21 protein-coding genes are annotated in these 19,580 nt (G+C 68.9%); 10 read left to right on the top strand and 11 right to left on the bottom strand.

What is annotated here, in order from left to right:
• Window positions 1-74 precede the first annotated feature (74 nt).
• A complete protein-coding gene (locus OG588_RS28890) occupies window positions 75-1,232 on the top strand; it encodes a sensor histidine kinase (RefSeq protein WP_405949831.1) in 1,158 nt (385 codons plus the stop codon).
• The gene (locus OG588_RS28885) at window positions 1,229-1,951 is read left to right on the top strand and encodes a response regulator (RefSeq protein ID WP_405949830.1); all 723 of its coding nucleotides are present in this window, start codon (window positions 1,229-1,231) and stop codon (window positions 1,949-1,951) included. The genes OG588_RS28890 and OG588_RS28885 overlap by 4 nt, the downstream gene beginning before the upstream one ends.
• On the opposite strand, the gene OG588_RS28880 is transcribed toward OG588_RS28885, so the two are convergent.
• The 4 genes from OG588_RS28880 to OG588_RS28865 form a co-directional block, all read right to left on the bottom strand.
• Entirely contained in the window at window positions 1,920-2,474 is a 555-nt protein-coding gene (locus OG588_RS28880; RefSeq protein WP_405949829.1) for a hypothetical protein, read from the bottom strand. The two genes, OG588_RS28885 and OG588_RS28880, sit on opposite strands and share 32 nt — an antisense overlap.
• A 215-nt stretch (window positions 2,475-2,689) precedes the next feature.
• Entirely contained in the window at window positions 2,690-3,217 is a 528-nt protein-coding gene (locus OG588_RS28875; protein ID WP_405949828.1) for a DUF1062 domain-containing protein, read from the bottom strand.
• A 215-nt stretch (window positions 3,218-3,432) separates the two neighbouring features.
• Window positions 3,433-3,906, bottom strand: a complete 474-nt coding sequence (locus OG588_RS28870) for a MarR family winged helix-turn-helix transcriptional regulator (RefSeq protein ID WP_398854598.1) — start codon at window positions 3,904-3,906, stop codon at window positions 3,433-3,435.
• A gap of 110 nt (window positions 3,907-4,016) precedes the next feature.
• Window positions 4,017-4,502: a hypothetical protein gene (locus OG588_RS28865; protein WP_405949827.1), complete on the bottom strand. Its 486-nt coding sequence runs from the start codon at window positions 4,500-4,502 to the stop codon at window positions 4,017-4,019.
• A 131-nt stretch (window positions 4,503-4,633) separates the two neighbouring features.
• Between OG588_RS28865 and OG588_RS28860 the strand changes: the two genes are divergently transcribed.
• The 3 genes from OG588_RS28860 (at window position 4,634) to OG588_RS28850 (ending at window position 6,042) form a co-directional block, all read left to right on the top strand.
• Entirely contained in the window at window positions 4,634-4,969 is a 336-nt protein-coding gene (locus tag OG588_RS28860; RefSeq protein WP_026151077.1) for a YnfA family protein, read from the top strand.
• A 102-nt stretch (window positions 4,970-5,071) separates the two neighbouring features.
• Window positions 5,072-5,848 (top strand): SDR family NAD(P)-dependent oxidoreductase, encoded by a 777-nt coding sequence (locus tag OG588_RS28855; protein WP_405949826.1) that lies wholly within the window; start codon window positions 5,072-5,074, stop codon window positions 5,846-5,848.
• Window positions 5,848-6,042: a hypothetical protein gene (locus OG588_RS28850; RefSeq protein WP_405949825.1), complete on the top strand. Its 195-nt coding sequence runs from the start codon at window positions 5,848-5,850 to the stop codon at window positions 6,040-6,042. The genes OG588_RS28855 and OG588_RS28850 overlap by 1 nt, the downstream gene beginning before the upstream one ends.
• A 33-nt stretch (window positions 6,043-6,075) precedes the next feature.
• On the opposite strand, the gene OG588_RS28845 is transcribed toward OG588_RS28850, so the two are convergent.
• From OG588_RS28845 to OG588_RS28835, 3 genes are all read right to left on the bottom strand, one after another.
• Complete coding sequence (locus tag OG588_RS28845) at window positions 6,076-7,410, bottom strand: alpha/beta hydrolase-fold protein (protein WP_405949824.1); 1,335 nt, start codon at window positions 7,408-7,410, stop codon at window positions 6,076-6,078.
• A 132-nt stretch (window positions 7,411-7,542) separates the two neighbouring features.
• Window positions 7,543-8,910: a hypothetical protein gene (locus OG588_RS28840; protein WP_405949823.1), complete on the bottom strand. Its 1,368-nt coding sequence runs from the start codon at window positions 8,908-8,910 to the stop codon at window positions 7,543-7,545.
• A 216-nt stretch (window positions 8,911-9,126) separates the two neighbouring features.
• Complete coding sequence (locus OG588_RS28835; protein WP_405949822.1) at window positions 9,127-10,320, bottom strand: RtcB family protein; 1,194 nt, start codon at window positions 10,318-10,320, stop codon at window positions 9,127-9,129.
• A 281-nt stretch (window positions 10,321-10,601) separates the two neighbouring features.
• Here OG588_RS28835 and OG588_RS28830 point away from each other — a divergent pair, with 281 nt between their 5' ends.
• The 3 genes from OG588_RS28830 (at window position 10,602) to OG588_RS28820 (ending at window position 14,053) form a co-directional block, all read left to right on the top strand.
• Window positions 10,602-11,504, top strand: a complete 903-nt coding sequence (locus OG588_RS28830) for a DUF3558 domain-containing protein (protein ID WP_405949821.1) — start codon at window positions 10,602-10,604, stop codon at window positions 11,502-11,504.
• 118 nt (window positions 11,505-11,622) lie between these two features.
• Window positions 11,623-12,510: a DUF3558 domain-containing protein gene (locus OG588_RS28825; protein ID WP_405949820.1), complete on the top strand. Its 888-nt coding sequence runs from the start codon at window positions 11,623-11,625 to the stop codon at window positions 12,508-12,510.
• Between the two features lie 205 nt (window positions 12,511-12,715).
• Window positions 12,716-14,053 (top strand): DUF2637 domain-containing protein, encoded by a 1,338-nt coding sequence (locus tag OG588_RS28820; RefSeq protein WP_405953240.1) that lies wholly within the window; start codon window positions 12,716-12,718, stop codon window positions 14,051-14,053.
• 49 nt (window positions 14,054-14,102) lie between these two features.
• Here the strand turns inward: OG588_RS28820 and lysS are convergent, their stop codons facing one another.
• A complete protein-coding gene (lysS, locus tag OG588_RS28815) occupies window positions 14,103-15,845 on the bottom strand; it encodes a lysine--tRNA ligase (RefSeq protein WP_405949819.1) in 1,743 nt (580 codons plus the stop codon).
• 444 nt (window positions 15,846-16,289) lie between these two features.
• On the opposite strand from lysS, the gene argS reads away from it, so the two are divergent.
• A complete protein-coding gene (gene argS / locus OG588_RS28810; protein WP_405949818.1) occupies window positions 16,290-18,059 on the top strand; it encodes an arginine--tRNA ligase in 1,770 nt (589 codons plus the stop codon).
• Between the two features lie 94 nt (window positions 18,060-18,153).
• Here argS and OG588_RS28805 read toward each other — a convergent pair whose 3' ends face one another.
• Window positions 18,154-18,336 carry a hypothetical protein gene (locus OG588_RS28805; protein WP_405949817.1) on the bottom strand — a complete coding sequence of 61 codons (183 nt, stop codon included), beginning with the start codon at window positions 18,334-18,336 and terminating at the stop codon, window positions 18,154-18,156.
• A gap of 114 nt (window positions 18,337-18,450) precedes the next feature.
• Here OG588_RS28805 and OG588_RS28800 point away from each other — a divergent pair, with 114 nt between their 5' ends.
• The gene (locus OG588_RS28800; RefSeq protein ID WP_405949816.1) at window positions 18,451-18,906 is read left to right on the top strand and encodes a hypothetical protein; all 456 of its coding nucleotides are present in this window, start codon (window positions 18,451-18,453) and stop codon (window positions 18,904-18,906) included.
• 72 nt (window positions 18,907-18,978) lie between these two features.
• Here the strand turns inward: OG588_RS28800 and OG588_RS28795 are convergent, their stop codons facing one another.
• Both OG588_RS28795 and OG588_RS28790 read right to left on the bottom strand, forming a co-directional pair.
• Complete coding sequence (locus OG588_RS28795; protein WP_405949815.1) at window positions 18,979-19,134, bottom strand: hypothetical protein; 156 nt, start codon at window positions 19,132-19,134, stop codon at window positions 18,979-18,981.
• 134 nt (window positions 19,135-19,268) lie between these two features.
• Window positions 19,269-19,577: an Imm53 family immunity protein gene (locus OG588_RS28790; RefSeq protein WP_405949814.1), complete on the bottom strand. Its 309-nt coding sequence runs from the start codon at window positions 19,575-19,577 to the stop codon at window positions 19,269-19,271.
• Between the last annotated feature and the right edge of the window lie 3 nt (window positions 19,578-19,580).

Raw genomic sequence — 19,580 nt, 5'->3', positions numbered from 1 at the left:
GGCGGCGGTCACCGTCTCCGGAAACAGCGACAGTCACAGCAACAGCGCCAGCGACAGCGGGAAGAGAGCCCCCGGTGAACCGAACTCAGAGCGCTATTCGGTGGTTCACGGCGGACAACAACCCCATCCAGGTCTTCGGGACCGTCGTCGGTATCACCGTGGCCGCGCTCGTGGTGCGGCCGATCGGTCTGTCCGGGACCGGGCTCGCGGTGCTGTGTCTGCTTGTCCTGGTCTCGCTGATGATGTGCACGCGGCTGATCCCCGAGGGGCGGCTGGGGCCCGGCCCGCAGCTCGCGGTGCTGTGCGTCTGGTCGGCCGGGGCGGCGGCGCTGATGGGTCTCGACCGCTCCGGTGCGGCGGCCCTGTTCGCGTACTTCGTCACCGGGCACGCCGGATACCGGCTCGACAGCCGCCGTTCGCTGCCCTTCGCGGCGGCCACCAGCGCCCTGTGCGCGGGGGTGCTGCTCCTGCCGTGGGGCGGCCACGGCACCTCGTGGATGGTGGGCGCCTTCAGCGGGATCACCGTGCTGGTCGGTCTCTCCAACCGCGCCCACACCGAGGCGTTGCGCTCTGCGCGGGCCGCCGCCGAGCAGGCGGAGCTGGCCTCGCGGGCCGAGGCACGGGCCGAGGCGCTCGCCGAGCGGGCCCGGATCGCCCGGGACGTGCACGACGTACTGGCCCACTCGCTGGCCGGGGTGAACATGCAACTGGAGGTCACCGACGCCCTGTTGGAGTCCGGTGACATCGAACGGGCCCGGCAGGCCGCCCAGCGGGCGCAGAGCCTGGTGCGCTCGGGGCTCACCGAGGTGCAGCGCACGGTCGGGGACCTGCGGGAGGACGCGCTGCCGCTGGTGGAGACCCTGCGGTCCATGCTCGGCTCCGTCTCCGACGCCGGTACCCTGACCGTCGACGGGCCGCCGCGTGAACTGCCCGTCCGCCTCGCCCAGGTGATCGTGCGCTGCGCCCAGGAGGCGCTGACCAACGCGCACAAGTACGCACCCGGCGCCCAGGTCCGCATGCACCTGGAGCACCGCCCGGACGAGACGGTCTTCGAGGTGGTCAACTCCGCGCCGCCGGAGGGTTCGCGGCCGTTGGCCGGTGCGGGGAGCGGGATGGGGTTGGTCGGGATGCGCGAGCGCCTCGACCTGGTGGGCGGCACGGTCACGGCCGGGCCGATCGTGGACGGCGACGACGCAGGAGGATGGCAGGTGCGCGTGGTGATCCCCGGATGAGCGACGAGCGACAGGAACCGGGACAGGGCCAGGGACAGGGACCGGGCGAGCGACAGCCCATCGTGCGGGTGGTGGTGGCCGACGATCAGACCGCCGTCCGCGAGGCGCTGGCGACCGTACTGGATCTGCAGCCCGGTGTGGAGGTCGTGGCGACGGCGAAGGACGGCGGTGAGGCCGTGCTGGCCGCCGAGGCGTACGCGCCCGATGTGATCCTGATGGATCTCAACATGCCGCGGATGGACGGGGTCGAGGCCACCCGGCTGGTCACCGAGCGGTTCCCGCAGGTCGCCGTCGTCGTGCTCACCACCTTCGCCGACGAGGAGTACATCCTCGCCGCGCTCGGTGCCGGTGCCCGCGGCTACCTCACCAAGGAGTCCGGCCGGCAGGACATCACCCGCGCGGTGCGGGTCGCGGCGGCCGGGCAGTCCGTGCTCGACCCAGCCGTACGGGACCGGCTCGTCGCCGCCGCCGCGCGGGGCGGTGCCCCCGTCGAACGTACGGGCACGGGACTCGCCCCGGATCTCACCCCCCGGGAGATCGAGGTGCTCACGCTGATCGGTGAGGGCCTCACCAACCGGGGGATCGCCGAGCGGCTGGTGGTGAGCGAGGCCACGGTGAAGACGCATATCAACAACCTCTTCTCCAAAGCGCATCTGCGGGACCGGGCGCATGCCGTGAAGTACGCGTTCATCCACGGACTGGTGAAGACCCCTGGGTGAGCGCCGCCCCCTGGACCCCGGCCGGCAGCAGCCGGACGCGGGCCAGCAGCAGGAACACCCGGGTGAGGACCATGGCCAGCGCCATGATGACGAAGAACGGTGCGATGGCGTCCTGCACTATCTGGTGCTCCACCATGAACGTGCCGAGGTGGTCGCGGAACCAGGTGTTGTGCTCGGCCAGGTAGATGAACGCGACGCGCAGGGCGACCACCGCCGTCCAGATCGCCACGAACCCCGCACCGCACCGGGTGTGCACCTGCCCCGAGGCCGGGTCGCGCTCCACTCCGGTGGTGAAGGTCGCGACGACCCCGCAGGCCAGCCCGATCGCGGCACCCACCAGATAGACGACCACGTCGACGTGCTGGGTGGGCATCCCCCGCAGATAGAAGTACCCGACCGCCGACACCGTGCCGATCGGCATCAGCACCTTGTGCAGGTCGTACTTCCGGCGCCCGTACTGCGTCAGCATCATCACCGCGAAGATGCTCCCGCTGATCGTCAGCGCCTGCTCCATGTCCGTCATGACGTCCCACTCCTCGGTCTCCGGCGGTGTCCCCGCCTCGCGTTTTCCTGAGTCCGACTCTCCCGCCGCAGCCGGGAAAGCTCCCGGACCCACGGGTGGATTTCCGGGTGGAGACGCGAGGTGGAGCCTCCCCCTAGGGGTCTCTCAGGGCCTGTCCGGCGGATCCGAGGATCCGATCCCGCCGGACAGGCCCCGGCCCCGCTCCCGAGAAGCACTCAGCGCTTGAGCGTGAAGGTGAAGTCGCCGGTGAGTCTGGCGCTCAGCCGGACCACCGACACGAGGTTCCCCTCCTCGATGAGCCTCCCGACCTCGGCCCGCGACAGACCGCACCCCTCGGCGATCAGCCGCACCGGCCGGACCGGGATCCGCGCCGCGAAGCACACCGACACCTCGATCACCTCGCGGTCCATGAAGTCCGTTCCGCCGGTGTCGAGACGCCAGGCGCCGTCCCAGTCGAGGGCGATGCGATTACGGCGCCGCAGCACCGGATCCTGGAGCAACTCGGCTGCCAGGGCCGGGTCGTTGGCGTGCAGCCGGTCCAGTAGTCCGGGTGGTACGGAGCGCACGTTCGCCCGCTCCAGGACCGTCAGTTTCGTGGTGTCCCCGCAGCCGGTGCAGAGCGCGAGGAGCCACGCGTCGATGAGCTTGTGGTGGGCGTTGACGCGGAACTTGCCGTTCGCCCGGAAGCGTTCGGACGCGCACGCGTGGCAACGGCGGAGGATGAGCGGAAGGTGGGTGGGCATGACAAACCAGGTCGTGAGCACAGAGGTACACCGGTTCCGGTGAGAAGTCCGCAGCAGAAAGGGGCGCGGCGCACAGGCGCGACGCGCGACAGATCAGCACTCGGGAGGTCTCACACGGTGTACAAAGCGGCACGTCCTCGCTCAGACGACTGGATTCGGCAGCACGATAGCGGCGCACGACGGCGCCGCTCAACGGGTTTTCGGCGCCTCCGGCGCTACACGTCCCCCGCCCGCAAGCGCGCGATCTGCCGCCCGCTGAACTCCACCGTCCGCCTCATGTGCCCGACGATCACGGCGAGTTCGGCGTCGTCCAAGTCGTCGAACAGGGTGAACCAGCCGCCGCCGAGCCGGTTCCACATGCGTCCGAACTCGGTGATCTTCTCCGGCACGGTCGCCACCAGCACCCGCCGTCGGTCCTCCGCGTCCCGCTCCCGGACGACGTACCCGGCCCGCTCCAGCCGGTCCACGAGCCGGGTCGCCGACCCGGTCGTCAGGCCGGTCAGCTCGGCGACCCGGCCCGTGGTCACGGGCCCGGCCTCCAGCGCGAGCAGGTTCAGACACTGCAGATCGGTGGGGTGCAGCCCGAGCCGGTCGGCGACGGCCTGGTTGAACAGGGCGTACGACGCCATGTACCGGCGCGATACGGAGGACAACTCGTCCAGCAGCCGCGCCCGCGCGTTCCCGGACATGTCATACCCCTCGTCGCCTGTGCCGTTCCGTACGTGCCGTAGGTGCCGTGCGGAGATCGAGATCGTACGACGCGCTCGCGGGCCTGGCTCCGCAGTACTAGGGGTGGGGCTCAGAAGTAGTACGTGTCACCGGTGTCCAGGACCAGCACCCGCTGCTGGTCGTTGGCCCGGTTCCCGTCCACCGCGCCCCCGCCCCACACCGTGTCCAGCTCCAGCAGCACCTCGGAGGACGCGTCCCGCAGCCGTACCCGCAGCTCGATCCGCTCGCCCACCGCGTCCGCGGCCAGCGCACCCGTCCGGCACACCACCACCCGCTCCCCCGACCGCGCACACCCCGTCGGCAGCGTCTGCGCGTCCGCGAGCGGCTTCGACCAGCGCAGCCGTACGGTCGCGTCGGGCACCGCGGACGGGCCGTGGTTGCGCGGGGTGAACCGCACGTCGACCCGGCCGCCGGTCATGGACGCGGAGCCGTGATACGCGAGATCCGCCTCCGGGCCCGGGATGTCCGGGTGACCCGCTAGCCCAGGGGCCGCGCCCGTCACCGCCAGCACGGCAGCCCCTACAGCAAGAGTCCGTAGTACCCGTAGTACCCGCATGCCATCCGCTCCTCAGTACGCCACGCCTCCACGGCTGCACACCGCCATGGTGGTCGTACGGATGTATCCCACGCGGAGCGTGCGACAGGCGCCGTCCATCAGGTGACAGGCGGCGTGATTCGATGGCGGCCATGCTCGTCCTCCGCTCCGCAGCCCTCTTCGTCGTCGCCGCCGTCTTCGAGATCGGCGGCGCCTGGCTGGTCTGGCAGGGGGTGCGCGAACACCGCGGCTGGCTGTGGATCGGCGGCGGGATCATGGCCCTCGGCGTCTACGGCTTCGTCGCCACCTTCCAACCCGACGCCCACTTCGGCCGCATCCTCGCGGCCTACGGCGGGATCTTCGTCGCCGGTTCGCTGGCCTGGGGCGCGGTCGCGGACGGCTACCGGCCCGACCGCTGGGACATCACCGGCGCCCTGATCTGCCTGGCCGGGATGGCCGTGATCATGTGGGCGCCCAGGGGGAACTGACCCGGCCCCCCGGAACCGGCCCCCCTATCCTGGACGGAGTCGTACACACGATCTCGTTGATCCATACGATCGATCTCGTTGATCCGTCCCGAGGAGCAGCCCATGGCCACCGCCGCACCGTCCGCCGCCTCCCGTATCGCGGTCGTCACCGGGGCGAGCGGTGGAATCGGCGCCGCCACCGCCCGGCAGCTCGCCTCGGCCGGTTACCGCGTCGTCCTCACCGCCCGCCGCAAGGACCGCATCGAGGCGCTCGCCGAGGAGATCAACACGACCGGCGGCCAGGCCACGGCGTACGCCCTGGACATCACCGACCGGGCCGCCGTGGACGAGTTCGCGACCGCCTTCAAGACGATCGGCGTCCTGATCAACAACGCGGGCGGCGCACTCGGCGCCGACCCGGTCGCGACCGGCGACCCCGCCGACTGGCGCACGATGTACGAGACGAACGTCCTCGGCACCCTGAACATCACCCAGGCCCTCCTCCCCGCCCTCACCGCGAGCGGCGACGGCACGGTCGTGGTCGTCTCCTCCACGGCGGGACACGGCACGTACGAGGGCGGCGCGGGCTACGTCGCCGCCAAGCACGGCGCCCACGTCCTCGCCGAGACCCTGCGCCTGGAGATCGTCGGCACCCCGGTGCGGGTCATCGAGGTCGCGCCCGGCATGGTCAAGACGGACGAGTTCGCGCTGACCCGCTTCGGCGGCGACGCGGAGAGGGCGGCGAAGGTCTACGCGGGCGTCGCCGAGCCCCTCACCGCCGACGACGTGGCCGACACCATCACCTGGGCGGTCACCCGCCCCAGCCACGTCAACATCGACCTCCTCGTCGTCCGCCCCCGCGCCCAGGCCTCGAACACCAAGGTCCACCGGGAGCTGTGATGCCCGACCAAGAGGGCGACCCGGCCGGTCCAGTTGGCCCGGACAACTCCCAAGAGACCCTGGACAAGCGCCGGTTGGCCGAGGAGACCAGGAACGAGCGCAAGGTCTGGTACTTCCTCGGCTACTTCCTCTTCGGCATCCACATCGTCGCGTTCGTGATGATCTACGCGGTGACGCACGCCCCGAACAAGTAGGCGCAGCCCACTAGTTGGCCATCCAGATCTCCGCTAGGCCTTCCGCTGCTGGAAGATCCACGCCCGGATGTCCTCGATGGTGTAGGCGATCGGCCAAGTCGAGTTGTGCTCGACGCCGTTCGCGTTCGCCTTCCCTCCAGCCAGGGTCGAACCCTTCTTGAACGTGGCGTAGTTGACCGTCGTGCCCTTGGCCGCCATGGCCTTGACGTCCGCGGCGAACTCCGCCGCACTGGACTGACCGTCCCAGACCGCGCGGCTGACCTTCGTCCCGGCCTTCTCCACGACGGCCATGATGGCGTTCTCTCCGGGATAGGCCTTGGTGTCGCCCTGCGAGACGGTGACCCAGAGGTTCTTCTGCGCCAGCGGCGCGGCCTGGGCGGAGGGCCACTGGCCGGCGACGACCCATGAGGCCGCGAAGAGGTCGGGGTACTTGATGTTCAGGCCGAGGGTCATCATCGCGCCCATGGACTGGCCGGTGGAGTACAGGCGATCGGTGTCGATGCTGTACTTCGCGGTCAGTGACCTGACCAGGTCGACCGTGGTGTCGAAGAGCGTCGTCGGCTTGTAGTCGTCGCCGACGACCACCTCCGGGTACTGGGGCGCCAGCACGAACGCCGGGCGCTCGGCCTGGTCCTCGGGGGATGCCCAGCACACCGCGCCCAGGCCCTGTACCAGCGTCGCCCGCACCGTCGTGGTGATCAGGCTCGCGTCGTGCATGAAGAGGACGAGCGGATAGGACTTGGTCCGGTCGTAGCCCTTGGGGATGTAGAGGTTGTAGGGCAGCGACCTGCCGGTCTTCGAGTCCTTGTACGTGAACTGCTCGAAGTCGTCGACGATCAGGTTCACCGTCCTGCTGGTGCCGACCTTGGTGTCACCGGCGGCGTAGCCGGTGCCGCCGGTGGTCGTGACGGTGCCGGCCTGGGTGACGGTGCCCTTCGCCGCCTTGATGGTGGCCGGTCCGCCCGTCGAGCCCACCTGCGGACCGGGAATGACGTAGGGGCTGCTCGAAGAGGACGCCGAGGGCTCGCTCGACACCGAAGCCGAAGCCGAAGCCGACGCCGACGCCGACGCCGACGCCGACGGCTGAGCGGTCCCCGGCGCGCCCCCGCCGCCCGACCCCACGCCTCCCCACAGCAGGGCGCTCTCGTCATCGGCGGACAGTTCGACGATGACGTACGTGCCGTCGGTGCCCTGATCGGCCGTCGCCGCGCGGGAGTTGGCGTAGACCTTGGTGACCGTACGACCCTCGACCTCGAAGGAGGACACCGAGAGCTTGGACGTGTCGATCTCGGTGTCGTACTCGACGGCGACCGCGATGAATTTCTGGCCGTCGCCGTAGACCTTGGTGAGGGCGGTGGCGCTTTTCATGTGGCTGGTTCCGCTCCCCGAATCCGACTTCGAATCCGCATCACAAGCGGCAAGGCCCGTGGTGGCCACCATGGCCGTCCCCAGAACCTGTCCTAAAAAGGCGCGCCTTGTAGCCATGACCTTGGCCTCGATTCAGTTCAGGGACTTGATGACGCGACCGATTCGGGAAGCCGCCTTCTCCGCGGTGCCCTCGATATAGAAGCCGTCGACCGCCGCATAGGTGACGTGGTCGAAATTCCATTTGTCGGGCATGTTCTTGGCGCCGCCCTCGAACATCGACATGACGAACGTGCTGGAAAAGGACGAGTTCTCACGGATCGCGGTCGCGGTCGTGGTGGACAACTCCGGCTCCACACCCGCGAAGACACCCTTGCCGACCTGGAAGACCCAGAGCGGCACCTGGGCGGTACCGGTGGGCGTGAAGGTGACGGTCTTGGTGGGCGCGCCGGCCTGCGGGCCGGTGACCTGGGTGGTGGTGATGTCGTCGGTGACCAGCCGCACCACGACCTGCTTACCGCTCTCGTACGTGCCGATCCCCTGCGCCACCCGCACGATCTCGTTCCCGAGCCGCTCGCCCTGCGCGGTCAGCAGCGCGAACCCGGCGTCGTGCAGATCGACGCCGTAGGTCCAGCCCTTGTCCTTGTCGATCGTGTACCGCTTCGAACGGTACGCCGGGAACTGGTCACCGCACGCGCCCACCAGCCAGAACCCGACGGCACCGGGGTACTGCGCCTCGACGTGCGTCATGGCCGCGCCGGCGAGGTCGGCGGTGATCGGCAGGGTGCCGTCGGCCATGACGGAGTCCTGCATCACGCAGGACTGCACGTTGTAGTTGGCCAGGACGGCGATCGGGTTGCCGTCGAGGTCGTTGAACCGGGCGACGTACACGCCCTTGTCCGACGGCAGTTGCTCGTTCACGCCGAGCCAATAGCCGTCGGCGGTCAGGACGTTGCGGTTGACGTTGACGTCAACCCGACCGGAACCGTAGCCGACCTCGGCGTCCTGGAGGTTCTTCACGGCGTCGGCGACGGCGGACTTGGTGGCGCCGACGATGTTCTGCACATACGCGGCAGCCCCGGCCGACGACGAACTCGCCTGCACATGCGGCGCGGAGAAGCAGTGCGTGACGGTGACCATGATGTTCGCGGCGGCGATACCGGTCGCCGCGGTGACGGCGTCCCGCATCAGCGCGATCGCCTCCGCGCTGATCGAGGTCAGATCCAGCACGGCCAGCGCGATACGCCGGGACCCGGACTCCACCAGCAGGACACGGACGTTGAGGTCGTCGTGCACGGCGGTGAAGTTGTCCAGCGGCAACAGCGAGGCGGCGGGCGTGAACGTGGCCTTGCCGACACCGACCTTCAGCCCACCGGAAGCCTTAGTGGCGGCCTGGGCCGAGGTGGCACTGCCGAGGGCGGTCGCCGCGAGGACGCCGACCGCCCCGGCGGCCACAACGGTCCGCCGACTCAACTCGCTCTGATTCCCCTGCCGTTCAATCATGTGCTGTCCTCCGAGACGCTGCGGGTGGGGGTTGGCTAACACCCGGGCAGCATCACAGCGAATTTCGAGGCCAGCAATGAGGGGCGCGTGCAACCAATGCTTTCGCTGATCGAGCGCGTGAATGGAGAACGCATTTGACGTGCGACGGCGACGGAAATCCACAGCAATAGGCCGCGAATTCACAGCGATCTCAGAGGAGTTGCAGAGCTGCGGAGCTCAGCCCTTCACGCACACAACCTGCTTCAGCTTCGCCACCACCTCGACAAGGTCCCGCTGCTGATCGATGACCTGCTCGATCGGCTTGTACGCGCCCGGGATCTCGTCCACGACGCCGGAGTCCTTACGGCACTCCACACCCCGTGTCTGCTCCTCCAGGTCCTTCACCGAGAAGCGACGCTTGGCCGCGCTACGGCTCATGCGCCGACCGGCGCCGTGCGAGGCCGAGTTGAAGGACTTCTCGTTGCCGAGGCCCTTCACGATGTACGAACCGGTCCCCATCGAACCCGGGATGATCCCGTACTCGCCGGAGCCGGCGCGGATCGCTCCCTTACGGGTGACCAGCAGGTCGACACCCTCGTAACGCTCCTCGCTCACGTAGTTGTGGTGGCAGGAGATCTCCGGCTCGAAGGTCGGCTTCGCCTTCTTGAACTCCTTGCGGATCACGTCCTTGAGGAGCGCCATCATGATCGTGCGGTTGTACTTCGCGTACTCCTGCGCCCAGAACAGGTCGTTGCGGTACGCCGCCATCTGCGGGGTGTCCGCGATGAAGACGGCGAGGTCGCGGTCGACCAGGCCCTGGTTGTGCGGGAGCTTCTGGGCCGTGCCGATGTGGTGCTCGGCCAGTTCCTTGCCGATGTTCCGGGATCCGGAGTGGAGCATGAGCCAGACCGAACCGTCGCCATCTATGCACAATTCTGTGAAGTGGTTGCCGGATCCGAGCGTTCCCATCTGCTTTTGGGCACGTTCCTGACGGAATTTGACCGCTTCGGCAACCCCGTCGAACCGCCCCCAGAAGTCGTCCCACCCCCCAGTAGCCAGCCCGTAGAACCGCCCCGGCTCCACAGGACTGTCATGCATCCCCCGCCCCACCGGAATCGCCTGCTCGATCTTCGACCGCAGCCGCGACAGATCGCCGGGAAGATCGTTCGCCGTGAGTGACGTCTTCACCGCGGACATTCCGCAGCCGATGTCGACCCCCACCGCCGCCGGGCACACCGCGCCCTGCATCGCGATGACCGAACCGACCGTCGCACCCTTGCCGTAGTGCACGTCCGGCATGACCGCCAGGCCCTTGATCCACGGCAGGGTCGCGACGTTGCGCAGCTGCTGGAGCGCGCCCTCCTCAACCGTCGCCGGGTCGGCCCACATGCGGATCGGGACCTTCGCGCCCGGCATTTCCACGTACGACATATCGCCCTCATTCCCCCGTGGGTAATCAAAAAAGCTCAAAAGCCATACATCGCAAAACCGGCGCCAAGGTCAACGAAAGGGACAGCGGACCGGCGTCAACAGCTGTACGTGCGATAGACATTGTCTCCAGGGGGTCCCCCGGTGCGGCAAGCGATTAACCAGCGGGGACACTGGCAGACCCTGGATCGTTGAAGGGGTCGAGGGGCGCGGAACACAGCCGACACCCCCCACCCCGCAACCGTCCGACACTCACCCGACACCCCGTCGAGAGGAGCCCGACCGTGCAGCGGAAGGCCTACGTACCCGGCACCGCCGCGCTCCTCGTGGCGCTGCTGGCCGGCTGCACGAGCGGCTCGGCCGACAGCGGTACGACGGACGACGCGAACCCGGGCGAGGCCGGTACGGCGACGGCGGTGGCCCAGCCCGGCAAGTACCGCACGCTTCCGGAGCCCTGCGGCGTGGTCGGCCACGGCACGCTGGACTCCCTGCTCCCCGGCATCAAGCAGATCACGGACGCGGAGCAGCGCGAGACGGCGTACGCGGGCGAGGCGACGCTGACGTACGACACGGACCGCAAGGTGGGCTGCCGGTGGAAGGTGGAGTCCACGGACGCGACCGACCACCTGCTGGTCGACTTCGAGCGGGTGGTGTCCTACGAGAACGCCGTGAGCGACGACAACCAGGCGCAGACGATCTTCGCGACGAAGGAGACGGCGGCGGATCTCCCGGAGCCGACGGCGAGCGCCACGGCGTCGGACTCCGCGTCGGGGTCGGACTCGGCATCGGCGTCCGGGTCCGGGGCCGGATCGGCGTCGGGTTCCGCGACGCCCTCCAGCTCCGCCTCCGCCACCCCCTCGTCCTCCGCCACCTCCACCTCCTCGTCCTCCACGTCCGCCTCCGGCTCGACCTCCGCCTCCGCTTCCGTCTCCGCCTCCCCCACCGGACTCCAGCCCCGCACCCTCGCCGATCTCGGTGACGAGGCGTTCCTCGACGACGCGTTGAGCAGTTCGGGTTCAACGGCCCAGCAGCGCACGGTGACTGTGGTGTTTCGCACGTCCAACGTGATTGTGACCATCGAGTACGAGGAGCAGCCGGCGACCGTCGGTGTCGTGCCGGACAGCCAGAACATGCAGGACAGGGCGCGGAAACTGGCCGCGCAACTGGCCGACTCGCTCAACGGCTGAGGCGTCCGGGAGGGCCGTTCGCGGGGTCACGCAAAGGCCGTGAACGGAGACCGCACAGCTGACTCACCGCGTACCGTGGCCCCTCGGACCCGATCCGACGGCAGGAACCACGAGCGTCATGAGTGAAGGAACCATGCATCAACCAGCACAGCGAGAGCACAGTGACCAGCAGCGGGCGAAGCGTCTGAGCCGCCTCCTTGTCTGCGCGGCCGCCGTCCCGGTGATGCTGATCGCGGCCGGCTGCTCCTCGGACTCCGGCTCCGGCGACGGCGCGGGCAAGGAGACGGCAGGCCTCGGCGCGACGACCTCCGCCGACGCCACCGCCGCTCCGACGGTGCAGGCGGCGGCGTACCAGAAGCTGCCCGAGCCGTGTGCGGTGCTGTCGAAGAAGACGTTGACCGACCTGGTGCCGAAGGGCGCCAAGTCCGGCAAGGAGGGCACGTCGAGCGACGTGGCGTCGCGCGGCAGTTGCTCCTGGACGAGCCTGGACAACAACGGGGTCAAGGGTTCGCAGTTCCGCTGGCTGAACGTGTCGTTGCTGCGGTTCGACTCCTCGCAGACGCAGGGCGAGGGCGACAAGCTGGCCGCCGCGTACTACGCGAAGCAGGTGCAGGAGGCGCAGTCCGTCACCGGCGCGAAGAACGCCAAGTCGGAGCCGGTCGCGGGTGCGGGCGACGAGGCGACGGCGGTGCGCTACGACCTGAAGAAGAAGGAAGGCGCCTTCAAGCAGCAGACGGTGGTGGCGCGGGTCGAGAACGTGGTCGTCACGATCGACTACAACGGCGCGGGCCTCGCGGGCGAGAAGGCGCCGAGCGCGGACACGTTGACGAAGGCGGCGGAGAAGGCCGTGAAGGAGGCGGTGGCGGCGGTCACGTCGGCCAACGGCACGGGCGGCGGCACCGGAAGCGACACCGGCACCTCCCCCTCTTCCTCGCCCTCCCCCTCCAAGTCGGCGTCCAAGGGCGCGAGCGCCTCTCCTTCCCCCTCGGCCACCAAGAAGAGCTGACCGTCACATCCACATCACGTTCGGGCCTCAACTCGCAGGTCAACTCGCAGGTCAATGAAGCGTTTTGACGAAGCCCGGCCCCTTCGCGGGTCGGGCTCCTGACAGACCGGCACCCAGGACGCCGCACACATGTGCCACCCTGTTGCGCGCAACAACATGTAAGGGGAGGGGAGTCCGGGTGTCCGCGCCCATTCAGCTCACACGTATGCACCGGGTGCTCATCGGCGTGGTGGTCTCCGGTGCGGTCGTCATCGCCGGTATCGGCTTCGCCGGTTCGTACGCCGCCGTGCGCGAACTCGCCCTGAAAAAGGGCTTCGGGAACTTCGCGTACGTCTTCCCGATCGGCATCGACGCGGGTATCTGCGTCCTGCTCGCCCTCGACCTGCTCCTGACCTGGATCAGGATCCCCTTCCCGCTGCTGCGCCAGACGGCGTGGCTGCTGACGGTCGCGACGATCGCGTTCAACGGCGCCGCGGCCTGGCCGGACCCGCTGGGTGTCGGCATGCACGCGGTGATCCCGATCCTGTTCGTGGTCTCCGTCGAGGCGGCCCGGCACGCGATCGGCCGGATCGCCGACATCACGGCCGACAAGCACATGGAGGGCGTCCGGCTCACCCGCTGGCTGCTCTCCCCCATCCCGACGTTCCTGCTCTGGCGCCGCATGAAGCTGTGGGAGCTGCGCTCCTACGAGCAGGTCATCAAGCTGGAGCAGGACCGCCTCGTCTACCAGGCCCGCCTCCACTCCCGCTTCGGCCGCGCCTGGCGCCGCAAGGCCCCGGTGGAGTCGATGATGCCGCTGCGCCTGGCCCGCTACGGCGTCCCCCTCGCGGAGACGGCCCCCTCGGGCCTGGCCGCAGCGGGCATCGAACCCGTACTGCTGCCCCCCGCCCCGCAGTTGGAGCCGGCTCGCGAGCAGGAGCAGCCGACAGCACCGGCCGTCCAGAACACCCCGGCACCGGTCCGCGAGCAACTCCCCGCCGTCGAGGAGCACCAGCAGCCCGAGCAGCCGGCGGACCACCCCGAGCCGCAGAGTCAGTGGCTCCAGGCGCGGGACCCGCAGACGGTGGCGTACCAGGGCGGCTACGACCCGACGTACGACCCGGACTCGGCCTACCGCCAGTGGTACGCGGAGCAGCAGCAGGCCGAGCAGTTCCAGCAGTACGAGGAGGAGCAGCAGCGGTTCGAGCAGCAACAGCAGCCGTTCCCGCAGCAACAGGGGTTCCCCCGGCAGCAGTTCGAGGAGCCCCCGCTCCCCGAGCCGGAGCCCTCGCCGGAGGACACGGGCACGTTCCCGATCCCGGCGGGCCCGGGCCGTACCCGTGAACTGGGCGCGGGCGGCGGCACGGAGCCGACCGACGAGGACTTCTACCTCGTCTTCAAGAAGTCGATAAACGGCGGCAGCGGCTATCCCACCGCGGGCCAGTTCAGGGATGACGTCGAGGCGACGTACAGCATCAGGCTGCCCTCGCGCGAGGCCGACCGGATGGTGACCCGCTTCACCACCCGTCACGCGGCACAACTCGAAGAAGAACACATCGCCTGAAACGACCGAAGGGCCCTCGGAAGAGGGCCCTTCGTCGTTGCCGGTGTTCCTACTCCCCCAGCAGCCTCCGCACCCGCTCCTGCCCGACCGCGAGCAACAGAGTGGGCAGACGCGGCCCGGTGTCACGACCGACCAGCAGGTGGTAGAGGAGGGCGAAGAACGTCCGCTGGGCGGTCTTGATCTCCGGCGGGAGTTCCTTGGCGGTCGCGTCGGCGGAGAAGCCGGCCTGGACCTTGGGGACGCCGTAGACGAGGTGGCTCAGGCCGTCCAGGGACCAGTGGTCGGCGAGACCGTCGCGCAGGAGTCGTAGGGACTGCTGGGAGGGCTCGTCGAGGGACTTGAGGAGTTCCGTGTCGGGTTCCTCGCGCACGATGGTCCGCTGGTCGGCGGGGACGTGCGTGTTGATCCAGGCCTCGGCCTTGTCGAGCCGGGGGCGGACCTCGTCGAGGGTGGACAGGGGGTGGGCGGGGTCCAGTTCGCTGAGGATGCGCAGCGTCTGGTCCTCGGCCCCGGCGGTGATGTCGGCGACGGACGCGAGGGTCCGGTACGGCAACGGCCGGGGTGTGCGCGGGAGTTCACCGGCGGCGGTGCGCACGGCACGGGCGTGCGCGGCGAGGTCGGCGGGCAGGGCCGCGCCCTCCGCGACCTTCCCGTCCAGCTTGTCCCACTCGTCGTAGAGCCGCTGGATCTCCTGGTCGAAGGCGATCTTGAAGGACTGGTTGGGGCGGCGGCGGGCGTAGAGCCAGCGCAGCAGCTGCGGTTCCATGATCTGGAGCGCGTCGGCCGGGGTGGGGACCCCGCCCTTGCTGCTGGACATCTTGGCCATGCCGCTGATCCCGACGAAGGCGTACATGGGCCCGATGGGCCGCTCGCCGCCGAAGATCCCGACGATCTGCCCACCGACCTGGAACGAGGACCCCGGGGACGAGTGGTCGACACCGCTCGGCTCGAAGATGACGCCCTCATACGCCCAGCGCATCGGCCAGTCGACCTTCCAGACCAGCTTGCCGCGGTTGAACTCGCTGAGCAGGACGGTCTCGGTGAAGCCGTCCTCGGTGCAGACGTACGTCAGCTCGGTGCTGTCGTCGTCGTACGCCGTGACGGTGGTGAGGTCCTTGCCGCAGCTGCCGCAGAAGGGCTTGTACGGGAAGTACCCGGCGGAACCGGAGCTGCCGTCATCCTCCTCGGCCGCACCGGACCCGGCCTCGGCCTCCAGCTCGGCGGCGTCTACGGCCTTCTGCTGCTGCTTCTTCGGCGGGGCCTTCTTGGTGCGGTACTGCTCCAGGATCGCGTCGATGTCGCCGCGGTGCTTCATGGCGTGCAGGATCTGCTCGCGGTACACGCCGGAGGTGTACTGCGCGGTCTGGCTGATCCCGTCGAACTCCACACCCAGCTCGGCGAGGGAGGCGACCATCGCGGCCTTGAAGTGCTCGGCCCAGTTCGGGTGGGCGGAGCCCTTCGGGGCCGGTACGGAGGTCAGCGGCTTGCCGATGTGCTCGGCCCAGCTGGCGTCCGTCCCCTCCACCCCGTTGGGCACCTTGCGGTAGCGGTCGTAGTCGTCCCAGGAGATGAGGTGCCGGACCTCGTGGCCCCGGCGGCGGATCTCGTCGGCGACGAGGTGCGGGGTCATGACCTCGCGCAGGTTGCCGAGGTGGATGGGGCCGGACGGGGACAGTCCGGACGCGACGACGACAGGTTTGCCGGGGGCCCGACGCTCCGACTCCTCGATGACCTCATCCGCGAAACGGGAGACCCAGTCGGTGGTCTCGGTGCTCTGAGCCACGATCGGCACGTCCTTCTTTCTGGCACGGGGCAGCCGGTACGGTCGCACGACTGACCGTTTCATTGTCCCAGGCGACCTCACTTCCACGAAAACGCCTTTTCCAAGCCCGTGACTGTGGGTGGGGCCGGGTTGGGGGTGGGTGGCTTCGGTTGTGTGCGGGGTGCGGGCCCGGTGGGGGCTGGTCGCGCCCGCGCGGCGGAGCCGCAAATCGATACAGCCCCGCGCCCCTAACGGCATCAGGGTTCGCGGGGTGAAGGAGTGCTGGGGCTGAGGCGAGGCGCGAGCCTTGGATGGCGGCGCAGCCGCCTTCAAGGGGCGCGGGGCTGTATCGATATGCGGCTCCGCCGCGGGGCGCGACCAGCCCCCACCGGCCCGCGGCCAAAAAAACCGCTTCACCCCCCGTGGGATACTGACCGTGTCTACCAAACCCACGAGGAGAACGGCTACCACCCCATGACCTCGGTCACGTCACTCACCGACCAAGTCCACCAGCACCTCGCGACCGCCCTCACGGCAACCCTGCCGGAGGCCGACGCGGACCCCCTGCTGCGACGGAGTGACCGTGCCGACTTCCAGGCGAACGGCATCCTCGCCCTCGCCAAGAAGACCAAGGCCAACCCCAGGGAGCTGGCGACCCAGGTCGTGGCGAACGTCGTCACCGGTGACGTGATCAAGGACATCGAGGTCTCCGGCCCCGGCTTCCTGAACGTGACGATCACCGACCAGGCGATCACCCGGAACCTCGCGGAGCGCTACGCCGACGACACGAACCGCCTCGGTGTACCCCTCGCCGCCCACCCCGGCACGACGGTCATCGACTACGCCCAGCCGAACGTGGCGAAGGAGATGCACGTCGGTCACCTCCGTTCCGCGGTGATCGGCGACGCCCTCGTCCAACTCCTGGAGTTCACCGGCGAGTCGGTGGTCCGGCGGCACCACATCGGCGACTGGGGAACGCAGTTCGGCATGCTGATCCAGTATCTGGACGAGCACCCGGGCGAGTTGGACCACGGCGACGCGGAGATCACCGGTGAGGAGGCGATGTCGAACCTCGACCGGCTCTACAAGGCGGCACGCAAACTCTTCGACTCCGACGAGGAGTTCAAGACGCGGGCCCGGCGCCGGGTGGTCGACCTCCAGGCGGGCGAGCCGAACACCCGTGCCGCGTGGCAGAAGTTCGTGGACGAGTCGAAGATCTACTTCTTCTCCGTCTTCGAGAAGCTGGACATGGAGATCCGGGACGCGGACATCGTCGGCGAGTCGGGGTACAACGACATGCTGGACGAGACGTGCCGCCTCCTGGAGGAGTCCGGGGTCGCGACGATCTCGAACGGCGCGCTGTGCGTGTTCTTCGACGAGATCAAGGGCCCGGACGGCAACCCGACCCCGCTGATCGTCCGCAAGTCCGACGGCGGCTACGGCTACGCGGCGACGGACCTGTCCGCGATCAGGGACCGGGTCTTCAACCTGAAGGCGACGAACCTCCTCTACGTCGTCGACGTGCGCCAGTCCCTGCACTTCAAGATGGTCTTCGAGACCGCGAAGCGGGCCGGCTGGCTCAACGACGACGTGACGGCGTACCAGTTGGCGTTCGGCACGATCCTCGGCAAGGACGGCAAGCCGTTCAAGACGCGTGAGGGTGTGTCGGTGAAGCTGGAGGACCTCCTCGACGAGGCGGTCCAGCGCGCCACCGCGGTCGTCCGGGACAAGGCCGAGAAGGTGGGCCTGACCGAGCAGGAGATCGTCGAGAACGGCCGTGACGTCGGCATCGGCGCGGTGAAGTACGCCGACCTGTCGACGTCCGCCGTACGGGACTACAAGTTCGACCTGGACCAGATGGTGTCGCTGAGCGGTGACACGTCGGTGTACCTCCAGTACGCGTACGCCCGTATCCAGTCGATCCTCCGCAAGGCGGGCGGGGCCCGGCCCTCAGCTCACCCGGAGCTCGAACTGGCCCCGGCGGAGCGGGCGTTGGGCCTGCACCTGGACCAGTTCAGCGAGGTGGTGGCGGAGGCGGCCAAGGAGTACGCCCCGCACAAGCTGACGGCGTACCTGTACCAACTGGCGTCCACGCTCACGACGTTCTACGACCAGTGCCACGTGCTGTCGCCCGACAACGCCCCGGAGGTCGTCGAGAACCGCCTGTTCCTGGTGGACTTGACGGCGCGGACGTTGCAGCGGGGGATGGCGCTGCTGGGGATCAGGACGCCGGAGAAGCTCTGAAGGTTCTTGGCGGTGTTCATGAGTGTGCCCCGTCCCCTCCCTAGCGAGGACGGGTCGCACTCATGAACGGCCGTTGTTTCAGGCGTTGTCACCGTCAGACGGCGTTGGCGAAGTTCTTGAACGCGGCCCAGGTGCCGGAGCCGGCGTCGATTGCGCCGGTGTGACCCCAGTAGCTCTGGACGCTCGACGGCGACACGCTGAGCCAGCTGGAGAAGACCACCGCCGGAGCTCCCAACGTCCAGGTGCATACCCAGCCGAACTCGGGCCGGCCGGGCACCCCGCACAACCTCGGCACGTAGCACGCCCCGGGCGAGTACATCCACTTCGTCGGCCACGACGACACGTTCGTGCCGGAGGCCCTTGAGCGGCTGCACTAGACGCCGAAGGCGCTGTGGCCCTCGCAGAGCGCGCCAGCGAGGTGAAGGCCCGCAACGAGATCGGCGGACCGCGCGAGGAGGACGGCCGTCTGGTCGCCGACGTCACGCTGAACCTTCTGCGCGGGGACGGCGAGCCACTGGTCCTCGTCGAGCGGGACGAAACGCTGTACCTGAACCCGGAGTTGCTCGACGGAGTGCCGGGCGCCGAGGAGAGCGGGCAAGTCCGCGACCCGTTCCGGCTGGCGCACGCGGAGCTGGTGGTCAAGGACCAGGACCGCGAGGACTGGTGGTACCCGGAGGGCGACCTGGAAATACGCCTGCGCCCGCTCGGCGACGGCCGTTCGCAGCTGGTCGCCGTCGGGCGGCTGTCGCTCGCCCCCGAGCGGCGGGCCGGCGTCCGCTGGAGCGCGGGATTCACGACGTGTGGGCATACGTCCGACTGCTGGGCGTGGACCGGCTGGTGCGGGTGACGAGTGACGGCCCCATCGCTGGCCCGGCACTGACCGGTGGGCGGCTCGCGCTGCCGTACTGGACGGTGGGGGTCAGCTCGCCCTCGACGTGGACCAGTGTCGACGCAGCCTCGGCCCCGACACTGTCGGAGCCGCCGCGACGAACTCCGAGTGCGGCAAGGGGAGTTCATTCCCGCTGCCGTACGTGGCGGCGACGGCGGACTCCGCCCCGGCCTGCGTGAAGGTCACCGTCGCGACGCTGGCGGTGAACGCCGAGCTGCTCCCCTCCCCCACTTCAACTACCCTTTGTCAGGCTATCGCCATTGACGTCACCGTTGCCTCTGGAGCCCGCCGAATACGGCGGGCTCCAGAGCATTGCGACTTCAGCTAGGGAGCCCCCCAGGAGTAGCCCCAGACTCCTCAGTCACCTTTCTGAAGAATCCGTCGACATCACTGAGTGAGAGCGGACTGCACGCAGCCTGAAGTACGTTTCCATCACTCCAAGCAATCATCCACCCTCCTCCCGCAAGGTCGCGCCTGAAACGCTCAACAAGGACACCCTCCAGGTTCGTTTCGCAGACATCAATCTCGACATGCCATCCGGGATTGTCCGTCGTTGTTAGCCTGATGCCGAACTCGTGCTCCCATTCCCCATCACAATTGGACGCGTACCACGACTGGATGAATTTCATTCC

The organism is Streptomyces prunicolor, assembly GCF_045162825.1.
GTDB lineage: Bacteria > Actinomycetota > Actinomycetes > Streptomycetales > Streptomycetaceae > Streptomyces > Streptomyces prunicolor.
The sequence above is the reverse complement of the archived record's forward strand: the minus strand, read 5'-3'. Positions and strand labels throughout refer to the sequence as shown.

Bases quoted from the DNA above. Each gene is read 5' to 3' on its own strand.
- OG588_RS28885 (WP_405949830.1), top strand. From the start codon at position 1,229: ATGAGCGACGAGCGACAGGAACCGGGACAGGGCCAGGGACAGGGACCG.
- OG588_RS28880 (WP_405949829.1), bottom strand. From the start codon at position 2,474: ATGACGGACATGGAGCAGGCGCTGACGATCAGCGGGAGCATCTTCGCG.
- OG588_RS28875 (WP_405949828.1), bottom strand. From the start codon at position 3,217: ATGCCCACCCACCTTCCGCTCATCCTCCGCCGTTGCCACGCGTGCGCG.
- OG588_RS28870 (WP_398854598.1), bottom strand. From the start codon at position 3,906: ATGTCCGGGAACGCGCGGGCGCGGCTGCTGGACGAGTTGTCCTCCGTA.
- OG588_RS28865 (WP_405949827.1), bottom strand. From the start codon at position 4,502: ATGCGGGTACTACGGGTACTACGGACTCTTGCTGTAGGGGCTGCCGTG.
- OG588_RS28860 (WP_026151077.1), top strand. From the start codon at position 4,634: ATGCTCGTCCTCCGCTCCGCAGCCCTCTTCGTCGTCGCCGCCGTCTTC.
- OG588_RS28855 (WP_405949826.1), top strand. From the start codon at position 5,072: ATGGCCACCGCCGCACCGTCCGCCGCCTCCCGTATCGCGGTCGTCACC.
- OG588_RS28850 (WP_405949825.1), top strand. From the start codon at position 5,848: ATGCCCGACCAAGAGGGCGACCCGGCCGGTCCAGTTGGCCCGGACAAC.
- OG588_RS28845 (WP_405949824.1), bottom strand. From the start codon at position 7,410: ATGAAAAGCGCCACCGCCCTCACCAAGGTCTACGGCGACGGCCAGAAA.
- OG588_RS28840 (WP_405949823.1), bottom strand. From the start codon at position 8,910: ATGATTGAACGGCAGGGGAATCAGAGCGAGTTGAGTCGGCGGACCGTT.
- OG588_RS28835 (WP_405949822.1), bottom strand. From the start codon at position 10,320: ATGTCGTACGTGGAAATGCCGGGCGCGAAGGTCCCGATCCGCATGTGG.
- OG588_RS28825 (WP_405949820.1), top strand. From the start codon at position 11,623: ATGAGTGAAGGAACCATGCATCAACCAGCACAGCGAGAGCACAGTGAC.
- OG588_RS28820 (WP_405953240.1), top strand. From the start codon at position 12,716: ATGCACCGGGTGCTCATCGGCGTGGTGGTCTCCGGTGCGGTCGTCATC.
- argS (WP_405949818.1), top strand. From the start codon at position 16,290: ATGACCTCGGTCACGTCACTCACCGACCAAGTCCACCAGCACCTCGCG.
- OG588_RS28790 (WP_405949814.1), bottom strand. From the start codon at position 19,577: ATGAAATTCATCCAGTCGTGGTACGCGTCCAATTGTGATGGGGAATGG.